The organism is Rhizobium deserti (genome assembly GCF_004358025.1).
Taxonomy (GTDB): Bacteria; Pseudomonadota; Alphaproteobacteria; order Rhizobiales; family Rhizobiaceae; genus Neorhizobium; species Neorhizobium deserti.
In genome coordinates this window covers 864,609-881,448 of the sequence record NZ_SMTL01000002.1, presented here as the reverse complement: position 1 = coordinate 881,448, position 16,840 = coordinate 864,609, and the positions used below count along the sequence as shown (strand labels likewise).

Here is a 16,840-nt window from a genome sequence, read left to right as displayed (position 1 = left end):
AGGATCCTGTAGCGGGGGTGGTAACCAAGGTTCCTGCCAATGGTTCCTGCCCGACGTGCAGGGAAGCCATCTGGCAAAACAAAAGGCGGGGCTTGTGGCCCCGCCTTTTCATGTTTGCTGCTAATGCTGGGATCAGAATTCTTCCCAGCTGTCGGCGGCGGCCGATGGCGCGGCGGCGGCACTTGAGCGGCCGGTAAAGGCCTGGGCGATCTTGCCGACCATGCTGCGGGCTGGCGAAGCGGCAGGCCTGGACTGCGGCGAGGCAGCCATGACCTGCGCCGTGCGGCGCAGCTGGTTGGACTGCGACAGGCTTGCACCGGCACCAAGATCGAACCGGCCGATCAGTTCTCGCAGGCGGGCGGCTTCATTGGCAAGCGTTGCACCGGCGGCATTGGCTTCCTCGACCATGGCGGCGTTCTGCTGCGTCACCTGGTCCATCTGGTTGACGGCGGTGTTGACTTCCGACAGGCCGACCGACTGCTCGCGCGCCGAGGTGGCGATCGAGTCCATGTGCTGGTTGATGGTGACGATATAGCCTTCGATCGTCTTCAGGGCATCGCCGGTCTCGCTGACCAGCTTGACGCCGCTTTCCACGTCGACGGAAGAATTGCGGATCAGGTCCTTGATCTCCTTGGCCGCCTTGGCGGACCGCTGGGCCAGTTCGCGCACTTCCTGGGCAACCACCGCAAAGCCCTTGCCGGCTTCGCCTGCACGCGCCGCTTCGACGCCGGCATTCAGCGCGAGAAGGTTGGTCTGGAAGGCGATCTCGTCGATCACCGAGATGATCGAGGAGATCTGGCTGGAGGACTGCTCGATCTTCCCCATGGCATCGACGGCATTGGCCACGACGGCACCGGAATGGCGGGCGCTTTCATTGGCCTGGATGGCCACCGTGCGGGCCTCTTCGGCACGCTTGGAGGAGTTCGACACATTGGCGGTGATCTCGTCGAGAGCCGCTGCGGTCTGTTCGAGCGAGGCGGCCTGCTGTTCGGTGCGCTTGGCCAGATCGTCGGCGCTCTGGCTGACTTCGCGCGAACCACTGTCGATCGAGCTGGTCGCCTGGGAAACGGCACCGAGCGTGCCGCGCAGCTGTTCCACGGCCGTGTTGAAGTCGGCGCGCAGGCTTTCGAAATCGGCGGCGAAGGGCTGGCTGAGCTGGAAGCTGAGATTGCCGGCGGACAGCTGCTTCAGGCCATCGGCGAGACCGCTTGTTGCCTGCGCCATGGCTTCGGCGCGAACACGATCCTGCTCGGCTGCACGACGCTGCTGTTCTTCCGACTGATGACGCTGGGCAGAGGTCTCCTGCTCAAGGCGGCGATTGTCGAGCGCATTGCTGCGGAAGACCCCCACAGCGGCAGCCATTTCGCCGATTTCATCCTGGCGGCCCGGATAGGGGATGGCGCTTTCGGCGTCGCCGCCGGCCAGGTTCTTCATCGACTGGGTGATATTCTCGATAGGCTTGGCAATGCCTGAAAGAGCAAACCAGATGGCGCCGACGATCGCCAGCATCAGGGCAACGACCGAAACGATTGCAACGGTAAATGTGCGGTCATAGGCCTGGCCGGCTTCGGCAAAGGCTTCCGCCGCCGTGACCCGCGACAGTTCCAGCATGCGGTCGAGAGCAGCTCTTGCAGCATCCGACGTTTTTGCCATGACATTGCGCAGAATGTCGTTTGCTTCGTCGAGCTTTCCTGCAGTCGAAAACTCGAGAACCTTTGTGCCGGCGGCCGTATATTCTGCAAGGCTCTTGTCGAAACCATCGATCAATCGGGCTTCTTCGTCGATCGGACCAAGAGCGCGATAGGCAGCCTCGTCCTTTTTCAAGCTGGCGATGGCAGTCTCGATGCTCTTGGCCGCATTCGCCTTGCCTTCCGCATCGGAACGGAGGATGTGGCTGCGATAAGCGACGCGCATTTCCGCCAGCTGGACCTGCATGTCCTTCACCGCATCCAGGGTGGGCATGTTGTCCTGGTAAATCTGCGAGACGTTTTCGTTGATGGCGCTCAGCCGGTTCAGGGCAAAGCCAGCGAACATGACGAATGCGAGGGCGAGGCCTACCATGATGGAGGCGAGGACAGTTTTGATTTTTGGACGAGACATAGGCAAACCGCGAGCTTGAGTAAGGGTCGACCCCGGCAAGCTCGGGATCAGCGCATCGAGGCTAGATCCTGCCGCGGATGGTTTACCAAATAGAAACGAGTGGAAACCTGATTTTTCATCTACGAGAATTCGAATATTAGGTAATAGCGATTGAAGGAGTTGCTCAGCCGATCATGCCATCTCTTCGGCTGGCGCAGACAGGCATGTTCACAATCGCGGTATCGTCGGCAAAGTGCGCGATGAGCGCCAGCTTCGCGCCAGCCGCGTCTGCCATGCAGGAGCCGATATCATCTGCCGGAAGCGGGTCCCCATGCTGCAGTCAAACAGATCCTTGCACCGAACTCTTGGTTTTTCCCTCGCGCTGTCCGCAGGCGTGACGCTCGCCGGCTGCACCGTGCCCTTCGTCACCGATACGACGCGCACTGACCCGGCTGTCTTCGTGCAGGAAACGCGTCCGGTCTTCTACGTGCCGCCGTATCAGGATCCGCCGTCGAACCAGCCGCCTCCGACGCCGGGAGCGATCCCGCAAAAGCGGCAGATCATCCCCACCACCTTCCACCAGACCTATGGCATGCCGGTTTCCAGTCCGGTGCACCGGATCATGTATGACGTGATCCGCGACGATGGCCATACGCTGCCGGCCATTCCTTATTCCCGCATCGATTCCCGCTTCCTCCGCCAGGAGGTTGATTATGCCACCCGCGAGCCGGTCGGCGCGATCGTTGTCGATACGCGCGCTAATTTTCTTTACCTGGTGCAGCCGGGCGGCAGGGCCATTCGTTACGGTGTGGGCCTTGGCAAGGCCGGCTTCTCCTGGCAGGGCAGGGGCGTGATCCAGCGCAAGGCCAAGTGGCCGCGGTGGACGCCGCCCGATGACATGGTCTCGCGCCAGCCGGAACTGCGGCAGTTTGCGGCGGCCGAAGGCGGCGCCATGCCGGGGCTCAACAATCCGCTCGGCGCGCGCGCTCTCTACATCTTCAAGGATGGCAAGGACACGCTCTACCGTGTCCACGGCACGCCGGATTGGCAGTCGGTCGGCCACGCCACCTCTTCGGGCTGCGTCCGGATGCTCAACCAGGACGTCATCGACCTCTTCGAGCGGGTACCCTCCGGCACCCCCATCGTCGTTCTCTAAGGCAAACGCGCGATCGCACTCCTCTCGAGGCGAGGTCCCAAGGCTCTTGTCGTCTCTCGTCGCGGTGGAGTGATCGGCCGTGTGGCCGTCGTGAATAGTTGATTTATTGTCACAGGCCTATGGTCACGGCCGGTCAGGCGAGTCGGAACCTTTTGACTTTCCTCCCGTTGAAGTGGACTTGTGCACGAGATGCGTTTTTTCTGGGGTGGTCCTGCCTGACATGATGAATACTAGTTTTTCCCGCCGAGGCTTTTTGTCTCTCCTGGGCGCGGGGACGGCGTCTCTCGCCGGCTGCGCTTCGACCGGCCCGGCCCCGAGCGGTTCTGTGATTACCTATCGCGACGGCGTAAGCTTCCGGTCACCCGATGCCATGGCTGATGGTCCGTCTGATCTCGAACAGATGTATGGCACTGTGGTCGACAACGGGTTTGTCGTCCCGGCCATCCCCTACCAGCAGATCAATCCGCGCTATTACCGCCAGCGGGTCGTCGATCCGACCGGCGAACGTCCCGGCACGATCGTCGTCGATACGCCGTCGCGCTTCCTTTATCTGGTAGAGCCAGGCGGATCGGCCATGCGCTACGGCGTCGGCATCGGCCGCGAAGGCTTTTCCTGGAGCGGCGAAGGCGTGATCCAATGGCGGCAGAAATGGCCGAAATGGACGCCGCCGGATGAAATGGTCGCGCGTCAGCCGGAGCTGGTCAAATATTCCGCCAAGAATGGCGGCATGCCGCCGGGCCTGACCAACCCGCTCGGTGCCCGCGCCCTTTATATCTTCCAGAACGGCCAAGACACGCTTTATCGCTTGCACGGCTCCCCGGAATGGAACTCAATTGGCAAGGCCGTGTCATCAGGCTGCGTGCGCCTGATGAACCAGGACATTATCGATCTTTACGAGCGCGTGCCGGAAAAGGCGCGCGTGCTGGTCTGGCAGTAACCGGCTCGACAAATGCCAAGCCTTTCCGGATCTTTCCGGAAGGGCTCATTGTCCGGCTTTCAGCAGCCTCTTCTTCAGCGCTATCAAGTCGTCGCGCAAGGCCTCGACCTCCTCGCGGCCGCAGCCGAGCGCTTGGCCGATCGCCGCCCTGACGCCTGCCGCGTTGCTCTTGAGATCCTGGCCCTTCTGCGTCAGGCTGATGCGCACCTGGCGCTCGTCGTCACGGTCTCGCTGTCGCGACACGAGGCCCGATTGTTCCAGCCGTTTCAGCAGCGGCGAAAGCGTGCCGGAATCGAGCCCCAGCCTGTCACCGATCGCCTTGACCGGCTGCCCGTCCTCTTCCCACAGGGCGATCATCACCAGATATTGCGGATAAGTTAGGCCGAGCGGTTCAAGAAGCGGCTTGTAGGTCCGCGTAAACGCGTGGGCTGCTCCGTAAAGAGCAAAGCACAGCTGCGCATCCAGACGGATGTCCGCAGCTTCATTGGCGGGGCGGGAGCTTTTTGCCATGGCAGGTCCTGACTTCAACATCTCATGCGCTATCTGCTTTTCAGCAAGCCTGCATCTTTTTTCCGTTTGGCATTGTCGCAGGCTTGACGCCGCTTTGCAATGCGCGTAATTAGATTGTGCGCAATTGAGTTGCGAGCGACATTTTAACTGGACGACGTTCAAAGGAGTTCGAAACATGGCTATTCTTTACACCACCAAGGGTTCCGCAACCGGCGGCCGCGCAGGCCACGGCGCTTCTGAAAACGGCGTCCTCGATGTGACGCTGACCGTGCCAAAGGAACTCGGCGGCGACGGCGCCACCGGTACCAACCCAGAGCAGCTCTTTGCAGTCGGTTATTCAGCCTGCTTCCTCGGCGCGCTGAAGGCCGTCGCCGGCAAGGAAAAGGTCAAGATCCCGGAAGATGCCAAGGTGACCGCGACCGTCGGTATCGGCCCGCGGGAAGACGGCACCGGCTTCGGCATCGAAGTGTCGCTATCGGTTGACATTCCGGGCATGGACAAGGCGCAGGCGGAAGATCTGGTCGCCAAGGCGCATATCGTTTGCCCCTACAGCCACGCCATGCGCACCTCGACCGAAGTGCCGGTCACGGTTGCCTAATTTACGATGACGCTGGCCCGCCTCGAGGGCGGACCTTTCGCACACCACAAGAAGGCTGGAGCCCGAAACGGCATCCGGCCTTTTTCATGTCTTCTGCAGGGCGAGATGGGTTCCGAGAGCGATCAGCAACGTGCCGCCGGCGCGCTGCATCAGCCTTTGCGTCCGCGAGGACCGTTTCAGACGACCGATCACCGCGCCCGCCATGGCAACGCAGACGATATCCGCCGAAGAGAAGATCAGGTTGACGATCGTGCCGAGCACGAGAAACTGCATCCAGACTGGAAAGCTCGCCGCCGGATCGATGAACTGCGGCAGGAAGGCCATGAAGAAAAGGGCGGTCTTCGGGTTGAGCACTTCGACCGTAATGCTTTCGAAAAAAGCGCGCCGGGCGGATTTCTGCGGCGCAGGCGCTGAGCTCTTGCCATCTTCGGTCCGGGCGCGGAACAGCGAAATGCCGAGCCAGATGAGATAGGCGGCACCGACCAGCTTCACGGCCGAATATAAAATCGGCACGGCGTGGAAGAGCAGCGAAAGGCCAGCTGCCGCACTGACAACATGCACATAGCAGCCAAGATGGATGCCGAGCGAGGCCATCAGGCCCGCCCGCCGCCCACCCGCCAGCGTCTGCGCCGCCGCATACAGCATGGCCGGCCCCGGGATATAGGCGAACAGCGCCGTGGTGATGAAGAAGGTGACCAGAAGCTCAAAGGACGGCATGCACGGCCTCGCAACAGGATGAAAAACGCAAAGAACGAGAATTTATCGCTGCCCGAACCGGTCAGGCGCCCGGCTCCTGCCAGTGGGGATAGGTGACATAGGCGGTGACGGCGCCTTCGGCATGGGAGCGGATGGTGACCTTCTCGCCCTTCGGCATGTAAACGATCTCGCCTGGACCGGCGGTCACCGAGCCTGCGTCGCTCGACACCGTCAGGCGCCCTTCCAGGATCACCATCGTATCATGAACCGCCATCGTCTCCTCAAGACTTTGATCCGCCCCATAGCGGCCGAACCCGACCGTGACCGGGCCGCCGTCGCGTTGATCCACCATGTTTGCGGTGTAGATTTCACCATTTTGGCCCGGCGAGCGCTCGAAGGACGCGTCGTTCAAGGCAAATTTGCGAACTTCCATGAACTGGTTCTCCCTTTGATCAACCGCGCTATGGCCGAAGGCACGAGCCCGATCTTGTTCCATTGCCTCAAGACTACAGGAGATTCTCGCCATTGGCACCGGCGCTCCTGCGGCATTCAACGCGCTTCAACCAATTGCCGTCAATTGCAGGCGCAGCCCCTCCGCGCCACCTTCGCCCAGCGCCTCTTGCAGTTCCGCATGCACGCGCGTCCAAATCGGCAGGGCGGCCGTCAGCGCCGCCATTCCCGCATCCGTCAGCTTCAGCAGCCGTCCGCGACGGTCGCTCGGATCGGTCGAGTTTTCAACAAGACCGCGCCGTTCCAGAACCTTGAGTGCAGCCGTCAGGGTCGTCCGGTCCATGGCAAGCAGGTGGGCGACGGACGTCATGGTCGCCGGCTTCGGGCGGTTCAGCGACATCAGCAGCGAGAATTGCCCGTTCGTCAGCCCGACAGGCTTCATCGCATTGTCGAAGCGCCGGGCAAGGGCGCGGGCGGCACGCTGGACATGAAGACAAAGGCAGGTGTCGCGAACATGCAGCGTGGTCGAGAAAGGAATCGAATCGGCGTTTGACAGCATCCAACGATTATGTTGATATCAACGCAATCTGTCAAGGAAAGCGCTACGACGAATACGAGCAGAAGCCTGAGCCGGCGGCATCCTGCTGCCATTGAACCGCACGAAATCGTTGACTGGGGAGGAGACGACAATGGGAATGCAATTGCCGAAGCCGCAGATGGAGCACAGCTTTCTCCAGCGGATGGTGGGGGCCTGGGAAGTTCACGCCCCTGAAATGAGCGATGGAGCGCCGTGGACGGAGGTTTGCCGCTCGCTGCAGGGCATCTGGTTCGTCGCCGAAGGCAGCGGCCAGATGCCGGGAGGCGGGGCCGCCACCACGATCCTTACCCTCGGATATGATCCTGCCAAGAATAAATATGTCGGCAGCTGGATCGGCTCGATGATGAACCACATCTGGGTTTATGAGGGAGAGGTATCGGAAGATGGCACAACCCTCAGTCTCTACACCGTGGGGCCGGATATGGCTGAGCCCGACAAAACTTGTGACTACCGCGAACAGATCATCTTTACCGACGACAATCACCGCATCTTCAATTCCAGCGCGCGGCAGCCGGACGGTTCCTGGAAGCAGTTCATGGAAGCCCACTACACACGCAAGGGCTGAACAGCGGAGTGCCGGACATCTTGGACCGCAATAGTCCTTAGGAGGAGACGACGATGCTGCAGACAGCAACCGGAAGCCAGACTGAAGTGGATAATGAAATCCACGGCAAGTTCATCTGGTGCGAACTGATGACGCCCGACACCAGGGCCGCAGGCGAATTTTATACTGCGGTCATCGGCTGGAATGTCAGGGAACTCAAAATGGACGGCATGCCATCCTATTTCCTGTTCGAAATGGGCGAGGGCGAGAATTGCCCCGGCATCGGCGGCATGATGAGCTTTCCGCCGGAACTCGAAGGCCAGGTGCCGCCGAACTGGACCGGTTACGTCGCCGTCGACGATGTCGACGAAAGCGCCAGGCAGTTTACATCGCTCGGCGGAAGCGTTCGGCGCCCGCCAGAGGATATTCCGGGCATCGGCCGCTTCGCCGTCGTGGCCGATCCGCATGGCGCGGTAATCTGCATCATGACGCCTTTGCCGCCGGAAAATCCGCCGCAGCAACTGCCGCCCGAGGCGCCCGGCAATGTCGGCTGGTACGAGCTTTATGCCGGTGACTGTGAGGAAGCATTTCGGTTCTATGCGCAGGTCTTCGGCTGGACCCTGGATCACGACATGGACATGGGGCCGATGGGCGTCTACCGGATTTTTGCTCATCGGGGGAGGGTAATCGGCGGCATGATGACCCGCCCGTCGACGGTTCCGCTTGCGTGCTGGGCCTATTATTTCAATGTGAATGCGATCGATGCCGCCATCGACCGGCTCGCGGCCGGCGGCGGCACCGTGGTGCATGGCCCGATGGAAGTGCCCGGCGGTTCCTGGATCGTCCAAGCCAAGGACCCGCAGGGCGCCTTCTTTTCGCTGGTGGGGCCCAAGAGGTAATCGCAGACCATCGGACGGCGGATCGCTAACACCGGCCCTGTCTTGAAGCGCCTCGGACCGGCTCTATCTCCAGCGCATGGTCACACCCCCTCCATCCGCCTCGCTGCCCTTCCGGATGCGCAAGAGCCTGCAGCGGCTTGAACAAGGGCGCGACCAATGGGCGCTGCGCTGGCAGGTGCTGCTGGCCGTCATCGACCTCGCCATCCTCGCCTTCTTCCTGCTGGGGCCCTATCTGCGAACCGGCCCCACCTATCTCGTCATCGACTATATCGTCGCCATCTGGATTTTCGGGGAAATGCTGGCGCGCGCCCTGTCGGCGCCGAGCCTGCGGGTCTGGATCAGCCGGGCTATGACCTGGATCGACATCGTTATCCTGGCGACGCTGTTGTTTCCGGACCTGCTCTACAACTTCGCCTTCCTGCGCATCATGCGGCTCTGGGCGATCGGCAATAGCCCGCTCTTGCGGGAGGGCCTGAGGCGGGCCGGATATGCGCATCTGCTGGACGTCATCAAGGCGGTGCTGAACTTCCTGGTCTTCCTGTTCGTCATCACCGGCTTTGTTTACACGAGCTTCTTCTATAACCGCGAGGGCGGCGAAGGCTTCGTAGACGCCCTGTATTTCACGGTCGCCACCGTCACCACCACCGGCTTCGGCGATATCACGCTCCCCGGTACGCTGGGAAAGCTGACTTCCGTGGTAACGATGATTGTCGGCATCTCGCTGTTCGTCCGGCTTGCCCAGTCGGTCGTGCGGCCGTTCAAGGTTACCTTTCCGTGTCCCACCTGCGGGCTGCAGCGACACGATCTCGACGCGGTGCATTGCAAGGCCTGCGGCGAAACCCTGAAGATCCCCAACGACGACAGCTGACGAAGACCTTGTGCTTGGCCACGGCGGGTGTGAAGTCCGCCGCAAGCCCTAGCCCGAAAGCTGCTGTCGATTGTCCCCGCCGGCTAATGCTGCTGGGAATTGAGGCGACCGAAGACCGCATCGAAATTGCCGCTCTCGCTGGCATAGCGCAAAGGCTTGCAGCGCTCGACGATGACTTCCCGGACATCTGGCTGGTCGGTGAGGATCTGCATCACTTCCGAGATGAAATCGGCAAGCGGCATGGCGTTCGGATCGCTCGCCTGGCGCTCGCCCATCAGCTCGGTCTGCACATAGGGGGGTGCAATTTCCACCACCTTCACCGAGGTTTCCTTCAGCTGCTCGCGGATCGCCATGGAATAGGAATGGATGCCGGCCTTGGTGGCCGAATAGGTGGGCGTGATCACCAGCGGCACGAAGGACAGTCCGGAAGAAACGGTGACGACCGTGGCGTCGGCCTGGCTCTTCAGATGCGGCAGCAGCGCCGCCGTCAGACGGATCGGTCCGACCAGGTTGGTGGCGATCGTATCTTCCGCCGTCTTCAGATAATCGGGCGCTTCGGCAATGGTTTCCGGGACCATGATGCCGGCATTGTTGATGACGACGTTGAGTTCGGGATGCTTGCCGGTGACCTCGGCGGCAAACGCCTTGACGGCTTCGGCATTTGTGACATCCAGCACCATGGCCTCGATGCCCGGATTGGCCGCCGTCATTTCGTCGAGCGCGGCGCGCCGCCGACCGGTGACGATGACCTTGTTGCCGAGTTGATGAAATGCCTGAGCAAGCGCCTTGCCGATGCCGGAGCCGCCGCCGGTGATGAGGATCGTATTGCCGTTCATTTTCATAGTCTTCGCCTTTGCTGTTTGCGTGAGGGCAAAATAGGCCTATCAATCTCTTTCGGTAAGAAGGCACCCGGAAGATTTATAGGCACCCAAAGGAGAGCGTCGATGAGCCAGCCTGTTCTTGCTGCAAGAACCGCAGCTTCGGGTAAACAGGTTCCCGCGGAAATTGACCCGGCGCTGGAGGAATTGGTGACCGGCATTATCGGACAGGTTGCCGATAAATGGACGATGCTGATCCTCGAGGTTCTCGAAGAGCACGGCACCTTGCGCTTCAAGGAGGTCGGCCGGCTGACGACCGGGATCAGCCAGAAAATGCTGACCCAGACGCTGCGGGCCATGGAGCGCGACGGCTTCGTGTCGCGCAAGGTTTACCCGGTCATCCCGCCCAAGGTGGAATACAGCCTGACCGAGCTTGGCCGAAGCCTCGGCGAAGCCTTCTGCAGCGTCTGGGTATGGGCCGAATCCCGCCACGCGGAAATCGAGGCCGCCCGCCAGCGGTTCAAGGAGAGGGAGGAGAAGTAGGCCCCCCGCTCACCAAGGCACCTGGCTCTGCTCGAAGTAAAAGCCTCCGGTAGGACCGGACGAATCCTGATTGGCCAGCCAGACGATCCCGGCTGCAGCCTGCTCCACGGTCCGGTAGCCGGAATGGTCGTTGAAGTCTGTTGCGGTATAACCCGGATCGGCAGAGTTGACCTTAACGCCGGCTTCGGCAAGCTCCTTGGCAAAGGATACGGTGACCGCATTAAGCGCAGACTTGGAGCTGTTATAGCCAAGTATGTTGACGCCGAAGAACTGGTTGGTGGGATCGGAAAGCCAACCAAGGGAACCCAGACCGCTGCTCACCATGACGACATTGGCGTGGCCCGCGGCTTTGAGCAGCGGCAAAAACGTCTGCGTCACGCGGATGGCTCCAAATACATTGGTCTCATAGACTTCGCGGATTTCGTCGACTGGCTGCTGACTTGGCACGGTCGGCTGTCCACCAAGGATCCCTGCATTGTTGATCAGCACATTGAGCTTTCCGTCTTCCGAGCGCACAAGCGATTCAGCCGCCTGAACGCTTTCGTCACTGGTCACGTCAATGGCGAGCACCCGTATATCATAACCTTCGTTTCGCAGCTGTGCCGCGGCAACCGAGCCTCGTTCGATGTCTCGGCTTCCGAGCCAGACACGGTAGCCGAGGGCGCCGAGTTGGCGGGCTGTTTCAAGGCCGATACTTTTATTGGCACCAGTAATGAGAACGGTCTTGCTGGTCATATGTTTGCCTCTCAATCGCGGAACAACCGCCTGCCTTGAACCTATGTTGTCTGTCGCTGATTGATAATAAGCCTAAGTCGAAATAGACTGATCGCTATGGCGAACAATGGCTCGAGCCCTATTTGAAGAGCGGCGAACTGCAGGCCGTATTGCCGCAATGGTGGCCCGAATTCGAAGGGCCGCGGCTTTACTTCTCGAAACGGTTCATGCCCGCGCCGTTGAGAGCATTCGTCGATCTTGTCGCCCGGGAGCGAGCGGCATCCGTCGCTCCACCATCCGGAAGAACGTAAAGACGGCCTTGCCCGACTGTCACTTGCTCCGGTCCGCCCGGCTGTATAAGCCGGCAACGGGCCACTGAACGGTTCCAGGAGATACTGCCATGGCAGCCGACAACGATGATTACGTTTACGACGAGGCGACCGGCGAATGGCGTCCGGCCTCCGAAATGGCGGCGGCCGCCGCAGCGGGTGCCGAGGTCCGCGACGCCTCCGGAACCGTGCTCAAGGATGGCGATTCCGTCACGCTGATCAAGGATCTCAAGGTCAAGGGCGCCGGGCAGACGCTGAAGCAGGGCACGGTGATCAAGTCGATCCGGCTCACCGACAATCCGGAAGAGATCGACTGCCGCCATGACGCCATCAAGGGCCTCGTCCTGCGCACCGAATTCGTCCGCAAGCGGTGAGGGTGGTGCAGGGCAGTGGCTGACGGGCCGGCAGGTCAGGCCGTGATATGCTGCATCTCGCGTTTGGCTGCTCTTGCCAGGAAGCCCGAGCGGGTCAGGCCCTGCGCTTCCGCGAAGGCGTCAATCTCCTTCAGGACGTCTTCCGGCAGGGTGATGTTGACCCGAACCGCCTTCTTGCTCTCCATGCGCAGCGACACGAGGATGGCGACGGCGTCGCGGCTGTCGGGATGGGCCATGACGGCTTCCAGCGCAGACGGTTCCGGTATCGCGTCTCCATCTTCGACCATCCCCTCGACATGCAGCGCCAAGGCTTCCTCAGCCATGCGGCGGGCGTCGTCGAGATCGGTGCCGGCGGTCACCATGCCGGGAAAATCGGGAAACGAGACGCCGTAATTGCTATCGGTGTCCTTGTGGATCAGTGCGATATAATTACGCATGCGCTTACCTCAGTTTCGATCCGGCCTGGCTTTCAATGCTTTTAAGCGTACCAATCGGGATATAGCGTTCGGCGTTAGCATCGAGCCGACCGACAGCCATTCCGCTTAGCGCTTCAGGCTCCCCAATATGCCGCGTACCAGTGCCCTGCCGATCTGGGTGGCAACGGTGCGGGTGACGCTTTTGATGGCCGCTTCGACAACCGTTTCCCGCTGGTAGCCGGAACGGCCGCGCGTCGGTTTGCGCTCATCGCCATCGTCATCCGCCTTGTCGCCGAAGCCGGGCAGGGTCCAGCCGGAGGTTTCGCCGGAACCCGCCGGCGGCGATGGCTCCAGTTCGTCCTGCGCCTTTTTTGCCGCAGCCTGGTCTGCCGCCTGTTTAGCGCGTGCGGCAAGAATTTCGAAGGCGGAATCGCGATCCAGATCCTCGTCATAAACGCCGAGCACCGGGCTGCGGTCCATTACCGCCTGCCGTTCCTGATCTGTCAGCGGGCCGATGCGGCCGGATGGCGGGCGGATCAGCGTGCGCTCGACCACGGACGGCACGCCCTTGGCCTCAAGTGTCGAAACCAGCGCCTCGCCGGTGGAAAGCTGGGTGATCGCGGTGGCGCAATCGAAGGCGGGGTTGGGGCGGAACGTATCGGCCGCCGTCTTCACCGCCTTCTGTTCGCGCGGCGTATAGGCGCGAAGCGCGTGCTGGATACGGTTGCCGAGCTGGGCAAGCACGGATTCCGGCACGTCGAGCGGGTTCTGGGTGACGAAATAAACGCCGACGCCCTTGGAGCGGATCAGTCGCACCACCTGCTCGACCCGTTCCAGCAGAACTTTCGGGGCATCGTTGAACAGCAGGTGCGCCTCGTCGAAGAAGAAGACCAGCTTAGGCTTGTCGGGATCGCCGACTTCCGGCAGTTCCTCGAACAGTTCCGACAGCAGCCAGAGCAGGAAGGTCGCATAGAGCCTCGGATTCATCATCAGCTTATCGGCGGCGAGAACCGAAATCTGGCCATAGCCATTGTTCGGGTTGATGCGCATGATGTCGGTGATCTTCAGCGCCGGCTCGCCGAAGAAATGCTCTGCCCCCTGCTGTTCCAGCACCAGCAGTGCCCGCTGGATGGACGCAACGGATGCCTTGGAGATCAGCCCGAACTGCGTGGAGAGCTCGCTGGCATTCTCGGCCATGTAGTTCAGAAGGGCGGTGAGGTCCTTGAGGTCAAGCAGCGGCAGGCCAGCCTTGTCGGCCAGCTTGAAGGCGATGTTGAGGACACCTTCCTGCGGCTCCGACGCATCCATCAGCCGGGCGAGCAGCAGCGGCCCCATTTCAGCTACGGTGGTGCGCACCCGGTGGCCTTTTTCGCCAAATATATCCCAGAAGATCACCGGGAACTGCTCGCTTTCGTAATCGGCGAAATGAATGTCCTCGGCCCGCTTCTGCAGGAAATCCTTCATCTCGCCCTTGGCCGCGATGCCCGAAAGGTCGCCCTTGATGTCGGCCGCGAAGACCGGCACGCCGGCCTTTGAAAAGCCTTCGGCCAACACTTGCAGCGTCACCGTCTTGCCGGTGCCGGTCGCTCCAGTGATCAGCCCGTGGCGATTGCCGAACTTCAGATCCAGGTATTCGGATTTCCCGAAAGATTCGTCGGGGTTGCGGCTGCCGCCGATGAAAAGTTTTCCCGCGTCTTCCATGCAACTATGCACTCCCTGTCGGCGTTTTGGCGATCAGGTATAGGCTGTGCCGCGGGAGCGGGCAACGGGTTCGCCGTCGCCGTCGCTGCCCATAGCACTGGAGGCTGGGTGCGACATGACGATGAGCGATGCAACAATTCCCATGGATGGAGAACGCGGGCGGGAGGCGGAAAGGCCGAGCGAAATCCCCGCCCGCGGATTGAAGGATGTCTTCTGGCGCATTTTCCAGGGCGTCAACGACGACCGGGTCATGCTGATTGCCGCCGGCGTCACCTATTATCTGCTGCTCGCTCTTTTCCCGGCCATCAGTGCGCTGGTTTCGCTCTACGGCTTCTTTTCGGATCCGGCCGCCATTGCCGACAAGGTCTCCTTCCTGTCGACGATCATGCCGGCCGATGCCTTGAATATTTTTCTCGACCAGTTGCGGGCCTTGGCTTCTGCCGGCGGCACGACCCTGTCGATCGGGCTAATTGCCGGTTTCCTGCTGGCCCTGTGGAGCGCCAATAACGGCATGAAGGCGCTGTTCGATGCCATGAACGTCGCCTATGGCGAAAACGAGAAACGCAGTCTGGTGCGCCTCAACCTCATTTCGCTCGGCTTCACGCTCGGCGCACTGGTGCTTGCCATCGTCATCATGATCGCCATGGGGGTTGTGCCGGCCGTGTTGAAATTCCTGTGGCTGGATCGCTGGGCGGAACGGATCATCAGCTTTGCCCGCTGGCCGGCCATGATGCTGTTCGTCGGCGCCGGTATCATGATCCTGTACCGTTTCGGTCCCAGCCGGGAGCCGGCAAAACTGCGCTGGATTACCTGGGGCGCGGTGTTTGCCACGGTCTTCTGGCTGGCGGCATCGCTTGGCGTGTCCTTCTACCTTTCCAATTTCGCCGATTACAATGCCACCTATGGCACGCTCGGCGCCCTGATCGGCTTCATGGTCTGGACCTGGGTGTCAGTCATCATCATCATCGTCGGGGCAGAAATCAATGCCGAACTGGAGCACCAGACGACACGCGACTCGACCACCGGCGAGCCGAAGGAACTGGGCGCCCGCGGTGCCTATATGGCCGATACGGTCGGCAAGGCGAGCGATTGAACTTGCCACTCGAAACTGCTTTTCGTCGCGGTGACGCCATCCGCGGCGCTGGCCTCGCACGACAAGAGCGTGTATTACCTTGACGTCAACGTCAAATTCCGAGGAGAATCTCCCCATGAACGAACTGGTTTCCCGCGTCGCCGACAAGGTCGGCATCGCTCCCGACGTCTCAGAAAAGGCGATCGGCATGATGCTGGGCTTTCTCCAGCGCGAAGCCGATGAAGCGGCCGTCGCCAAAATGATCACGGCGATCCCGGGCGCACCGGAACTGGTGGCCAAGTTCAATGGCGAAGGCGCCGGCGGTGGCGGTCTTCTGGGTGGGCTTATGTCGAGCTTCGGTGGCGGCGTCATGGCGCTTGGCCAACAGCTGATGAGCCAGGGGCTCGGCATGGGAGAGATTACCGGCCTTGCCAAGGAAACCATGGCCGTTGCCCGCGAACATGCCGGCGACGAAACCGTCGACACGGTCGTCGGCTCGGTTCCGGGTCTCAGCCAGTTCGTCTGATTGTTTCGCTGATAGTTTGGGATGGAGCCGCTGGTCGTGCAGGCCGGCGGCTTTCGTTTGGCGCCTAGTGCAGCACGTTTCTCAGGCGCGGAGCTGCAAAATCGAGAAAGCGGCGCATCTTCAGCGGCATCTGCCCGCGCGCCACGTGCACGAGGCTGACCGGCACCGGTTCCGGCTCGAAATCTTCAAGGATGATCTGCAACTCTCCTGCGGCAACGGCATCGGCGGCCTGGTAAAACAAAAGCCGGGTTGCGCCGACATGCCGAAGCGCTGCCCGCACGGCCGCCTCCGCTGTGGTCACCGACAGGCGCGGGACGGGCCGGAACAGGGCCGTCGCCTTCGTCCGCGGATCGACAAATCTCCATTCCGACACCGGTGCCGGACCCTCGAAAGTGATCAAAGGCAGCCGTTGAAGCACATCGAGCGTAAGCAGCCTGTCGGCGAGGCAGCCATGCGCGGCCAGGAATGTTGGGCTGGCGCAGACGACGGTGCGCATGGAGCCGACAGCCGTCGCCATCATCGTGCTGTCGGGCAGGCTGCCGATCCGCACGGCCATATCCACGTGCCCTTCCAGCATCTGGACATTGCGGTCGATGAGGAGAAGCCGGACATTGATCTCGGGGAACAGATCAAGGAAATCGGCGATGATCGGCAGGACGTGCAACTGGCCGAACTGCACCGGAGCGGTGATCACCAGTTCTCCCTTCGGCGTCTTGAACTCTCCGGCAACCTCACGCTCGGCCTCGTCCACCTCGTTGATGATCCGCCGTGCCGCTTCCAGATAGGCCGCGCCTGCTTCGGTCAAAGTGAGCTTGCGGGTACTACGCACCAGAAGCGTTGCGCCGAGCAGATTTTCCAAGTCCGTAATCTTGCGGCTGATCGTCGTCAGCGGCATGCCGAGCCTTCGGGCCGCAGCGGAAAAGCTGCCGCTTTCCACCACCTTGATCAGCAATGACATGGCTTCCAGTCGATCCATTAGCCTTGCCAGATTTCGGAGAGGTCATGTCCACTT

The 16,840-nt window shown here is 61.3% G+C and carries 20 protein-coding genes; 10 read left to right on the top strand and 10 right to left on the bottom strand.

The features are described 5' to 3' along the window. Positions 1–132 precede the first annotated feature (132 nt). The gene (locus E2F50_RS10775; protein ID WP_133316114.1) at positions 133–2,100 is read right to left on the bottom strand and encodes a methyl-accepting chemotaxis protein; all 1,968 of its coding nucleotides are present in this window, start codon (positions 2,098–2,100) and stop codon (positions 133–135) included. A 310-nt stretch (positions 2,101–2,410) separates the two neighbouring features. On the opposite strand from E2F50_RS10775, the gene E2F50_RS10770 reads away from it, so the two are divergent. After that, a complete protein-coding gene (locus E2F50_RS10770; protein ID WP_133316113.1) occupies positions 2,411–3,235 on the top strand; it encodes a L,D-transpeptidase in 825 nt (274 codons plus the stop codon). A 220-nt stretch (positions 3,236–3,455) separates the two neighbouring features. Beyond that, positions 3,456–4,172 carry a L,D-transpeptidase gene (locus E2F50_RS10765; protein WP_202615437.1) on the top strand — a complete coding sequence of 239 codons (717 nt, stop codon included), beginning with the start codon at positions 3,456–3,458 and terminating at the stop codon, positions 4,170–4,172. 45 nt (positions 4,173–4,217) lie between these two features. On the opposite strand, the gene E2F50_RS10760 is transcribed toward E2F50_RS10765, so the two are convergent. Beyond that, positions 4,218–4,682 carry a MarR family winged helix-turn-helix transcriptional regulator gene (locus E2F50_RS10760; RefSeq protein ID WP_133316112.1) on the bottom strand — a complete coding sequence of 155 codons (465 nt, stop codon included), beginning with the start codon at positions 4,680–4,682 and terminating at the stop codon, positions 4,218–4,220. A 175-nt stretch (positions 4,683–4,857) separates the two neighbouring features. On the opposite strand from E2F50_RS10760, the gene E2F50_RS10755 reads away from it, so the two are divergent. Further along, positions 4,858–5,280, top strand: a complete 423-nt coding sequence (locus E2F50_RS10755) for an organic hydroperoxide resistance protein (protein WP_133316111.1) — start codon at positions 4,858–4,860, stop codon at positions 5,278–5,280. Positions 5,281–5,364: 84 nt separating this feature from the next. On the opposite strand, the gene E2F50_RS10750 is transcribed toward E2F50_RS10755, so the two are convergent. The 3 genes from E2F50_RS10750 to E2F50_RS10740 form a co-directional block, all read right to left on the bottom strand. Next, positions 5,365–5,997, bottom strand: a complete 633-nt coding sequence (locus E2F50_RS10750; protein ID WP_133316110.1) for a LysE family translocator — start codon at positions 5,995–5,997, stop codon at positions 5,365–5,367. A 61-nt stretch (positions 5,998–6,058) separates the two neighbouring features. After that, positions 6,059–6,409: a DUF861 domain-containing protein gene (locus tag E2F50_RS10745; RefSeq protein WP_133316109.1), complete on the bottom strand. Its 351-nt coding sequence runs from the start codon at positions 6,407–6,409 to the stop codon at positions 6,059–6,061. A 126-nt stretch (positions 6,410–6,535) separates the two neighbouring features. Continuing rightward, positions 6,536–6,982 carry a MarR family winged helix-turn-helix transcriptional regulator gene (locus E2F50_RS10740; protein ID WP_161974115.1) on the bottom strand — a complete coding sequence of 149 codons (447 nt, stop codon included), beginning with the start codon at positions 6,980–6,982 and terminating at the stop codon, positions 6,536–6,538. 139 nt (positions 6,983–7,121) lie between these two features. Here E2F50_RS10740 and E2F50_RS10735 point away from each other — a divergent pair, with 139 nt between their 5' ends. From E2F50_RS10735 to E2F50_RS10725, 3 genes are all read left to right on the top strand, one after another. Further along, positions 7,122–7,589 carry a DUF1579 domain-containing protein gene (locus tag E2F50_RS10735; protein ID WP_133316411.1) on the top strand — a complete coding sequence of 156 codons (468 nt, stop codon included), beginning with the start codon at positions 7,122–7,124 and terminating at the stop codon, positions 7,587–7,589. 53 nt (positions 7,590–7,642) lie between these two features. Next, positions 7,643–8,467: a VOC family protein gene (locus E2F50_RS10730; RefSeq protein WP_133316107.1), complete on the top strand. Its 825-nt coding sequence runs from the start codon at positions 7,643–7,645 to the stop codon at positions 8,465–8,467. Between the two features lie 76 nt (positions 8,468–8,543). Next, complete coding sequence (locus E2F50_RS10725; protein WP_133316106.1) at positions 8,544–9,335, top strand: potassium channel family protein; 792 nt, start codon at positions 8,544–8,546, stop codon at positions 9,333–9,335. Between the two features lie 83 nt (positions 9,336–9,418). Here E2F50_RS10725 and E2F50_RS10720 read toward each other — a convergent pair whose 3' ends face one another. Continuing rightward, complete coding sequence (locus E2F50_RS10720; RefSeq protein ID WP_133316105.1) at positions 9,419–10,177, bottom strand: SDR family oxidoreductase; 759 nt, start codon at positions 10,175–10,177, stop codon at positions 9,419–9,421. Positions 10,178–10,279: 102 nt separating this feature from the next. Between E2F50_RS10720 and E2F50_RS10715 the strand changes: the two genes are divergently transcribed. Continuing rightward, entirely contained in the window at positions 10,280–10,696 is a 417-nt protein-coding gene (locus E2F50_RS10715) for a winged helix-turn-helix transcriptional regulator (protein ID WP_133316104.1), read from the top strand. 9 nt (positions 10,697–10,705) lie between these two features. Here the strand turns inward: E2F50_RS10715 and E2F50_RS10710 are convergent, their stop codons facing one another. After that, positions 10,706–11,431, bottom strand: coding sequence for an SDR family oxidoreductase (locus E2F50_RS10710; RefSeq protein ID WP_133316103.1), 726 nt, complete (start codon positions 11,429–11,431; stop codon positions 10,706–10,708). A 379-nt stretch (positions 11,432–11,810) separates the two neighbouring features. Between E2F50_RS10710 and E2F50_RS10700 the strand changes: the two genes are divergently transcribed. Then, positions 11,811–12,113, top strand: coding sequence for an alkylphosphonate utilization protein (locus tag E2F50_RS10700; protein ID WP_133316102.1), 303 nt, complete (start codon positions 11,811–11,813; stop codon positions 12,111–12,113). A gap of 35 nt (positions 12,114–12,148) precedes the next feature. Here E2F50_RS10700 and E2F50_RS10695 read toward each other — a convergent pair whose 3' ends face one another. Together E2F50_RS10695 and E2F50_RS10690 are read right to left on the bottom strand one after the other, a co-directional pair. Continuing rightward, positions 12,149–12,550, bottom strand: a complete 402-nt coding sequence (locus E2F50_RS10695) for a type II toxin-antitoxin system HicB family antitoxin (RefSeq protein ID WP_133316101.1) — start codon at positions 12,548–12,550, stop codon at positions 12,149–12,151. 105 nt (positions 12,551–12,655) lie between these two features. Next, positions 12,656–14,230 (bottom strand): helicase HerA-like C-terminal domain-containing protein, encoded by a 1,575-nt coding sequence (locus E2F50_RS10690; RefSeq protein WP_133316100.1) that lies wholly within the window; start codon positions 14,228–14,230, stop codon positions 12,656–12,658. A gap of 115 nt (positions 14,231–14,345) precedes the next feature. Between E2F50_RS10690 and E2F50_RS10685 the strand changes: the two genes are divergently transcribed. Together E2F50_RS10685 and E2F50_RS10680 are read left to right on the top strand one after the other, a co-directional pair. Further along, entirely contained in the window at positions 14,346–15,323 is a 978-nt protein-coding gene (locus E2F50_RS10685) for a YihY/virulence factor BrkB family protein (protein ID WP_133316099.1), read from the top strand. 115 nt (positions 15,324–15,438) lie between these two features. Next, positions 15,439–15,828 (top strand): hypothetical protein, encoded by a 390-nt coding sequence (locus E2F50_RS10680; protein ID WP_133316098.1) that lies wholly within the window; start codon positions 15,439–15,441, stop codon positions 15,826–15,828. A gap of 64 nt (positions 15,829–15,892) precedes the next feature. Here E2F50_RS10680 and E2F50_RS10675 read toward each other — a convergent pair whose 3' ends face one another. After that, the gene (locus tag E2F50_RS10675; RefSeq protein WP_133316097.1) at positions 15,893–16,804 is read right to left on the bottom strand and encodes a LysR substrate-binding domain-containing protein; all 912 of its coding nucleotides are present in this window, start codon (positions 16,802–16,804) and stop codon (positions 15,893–15,895) included. Positions 16,805–16,840: the final 36 nt, after the last annotated feature.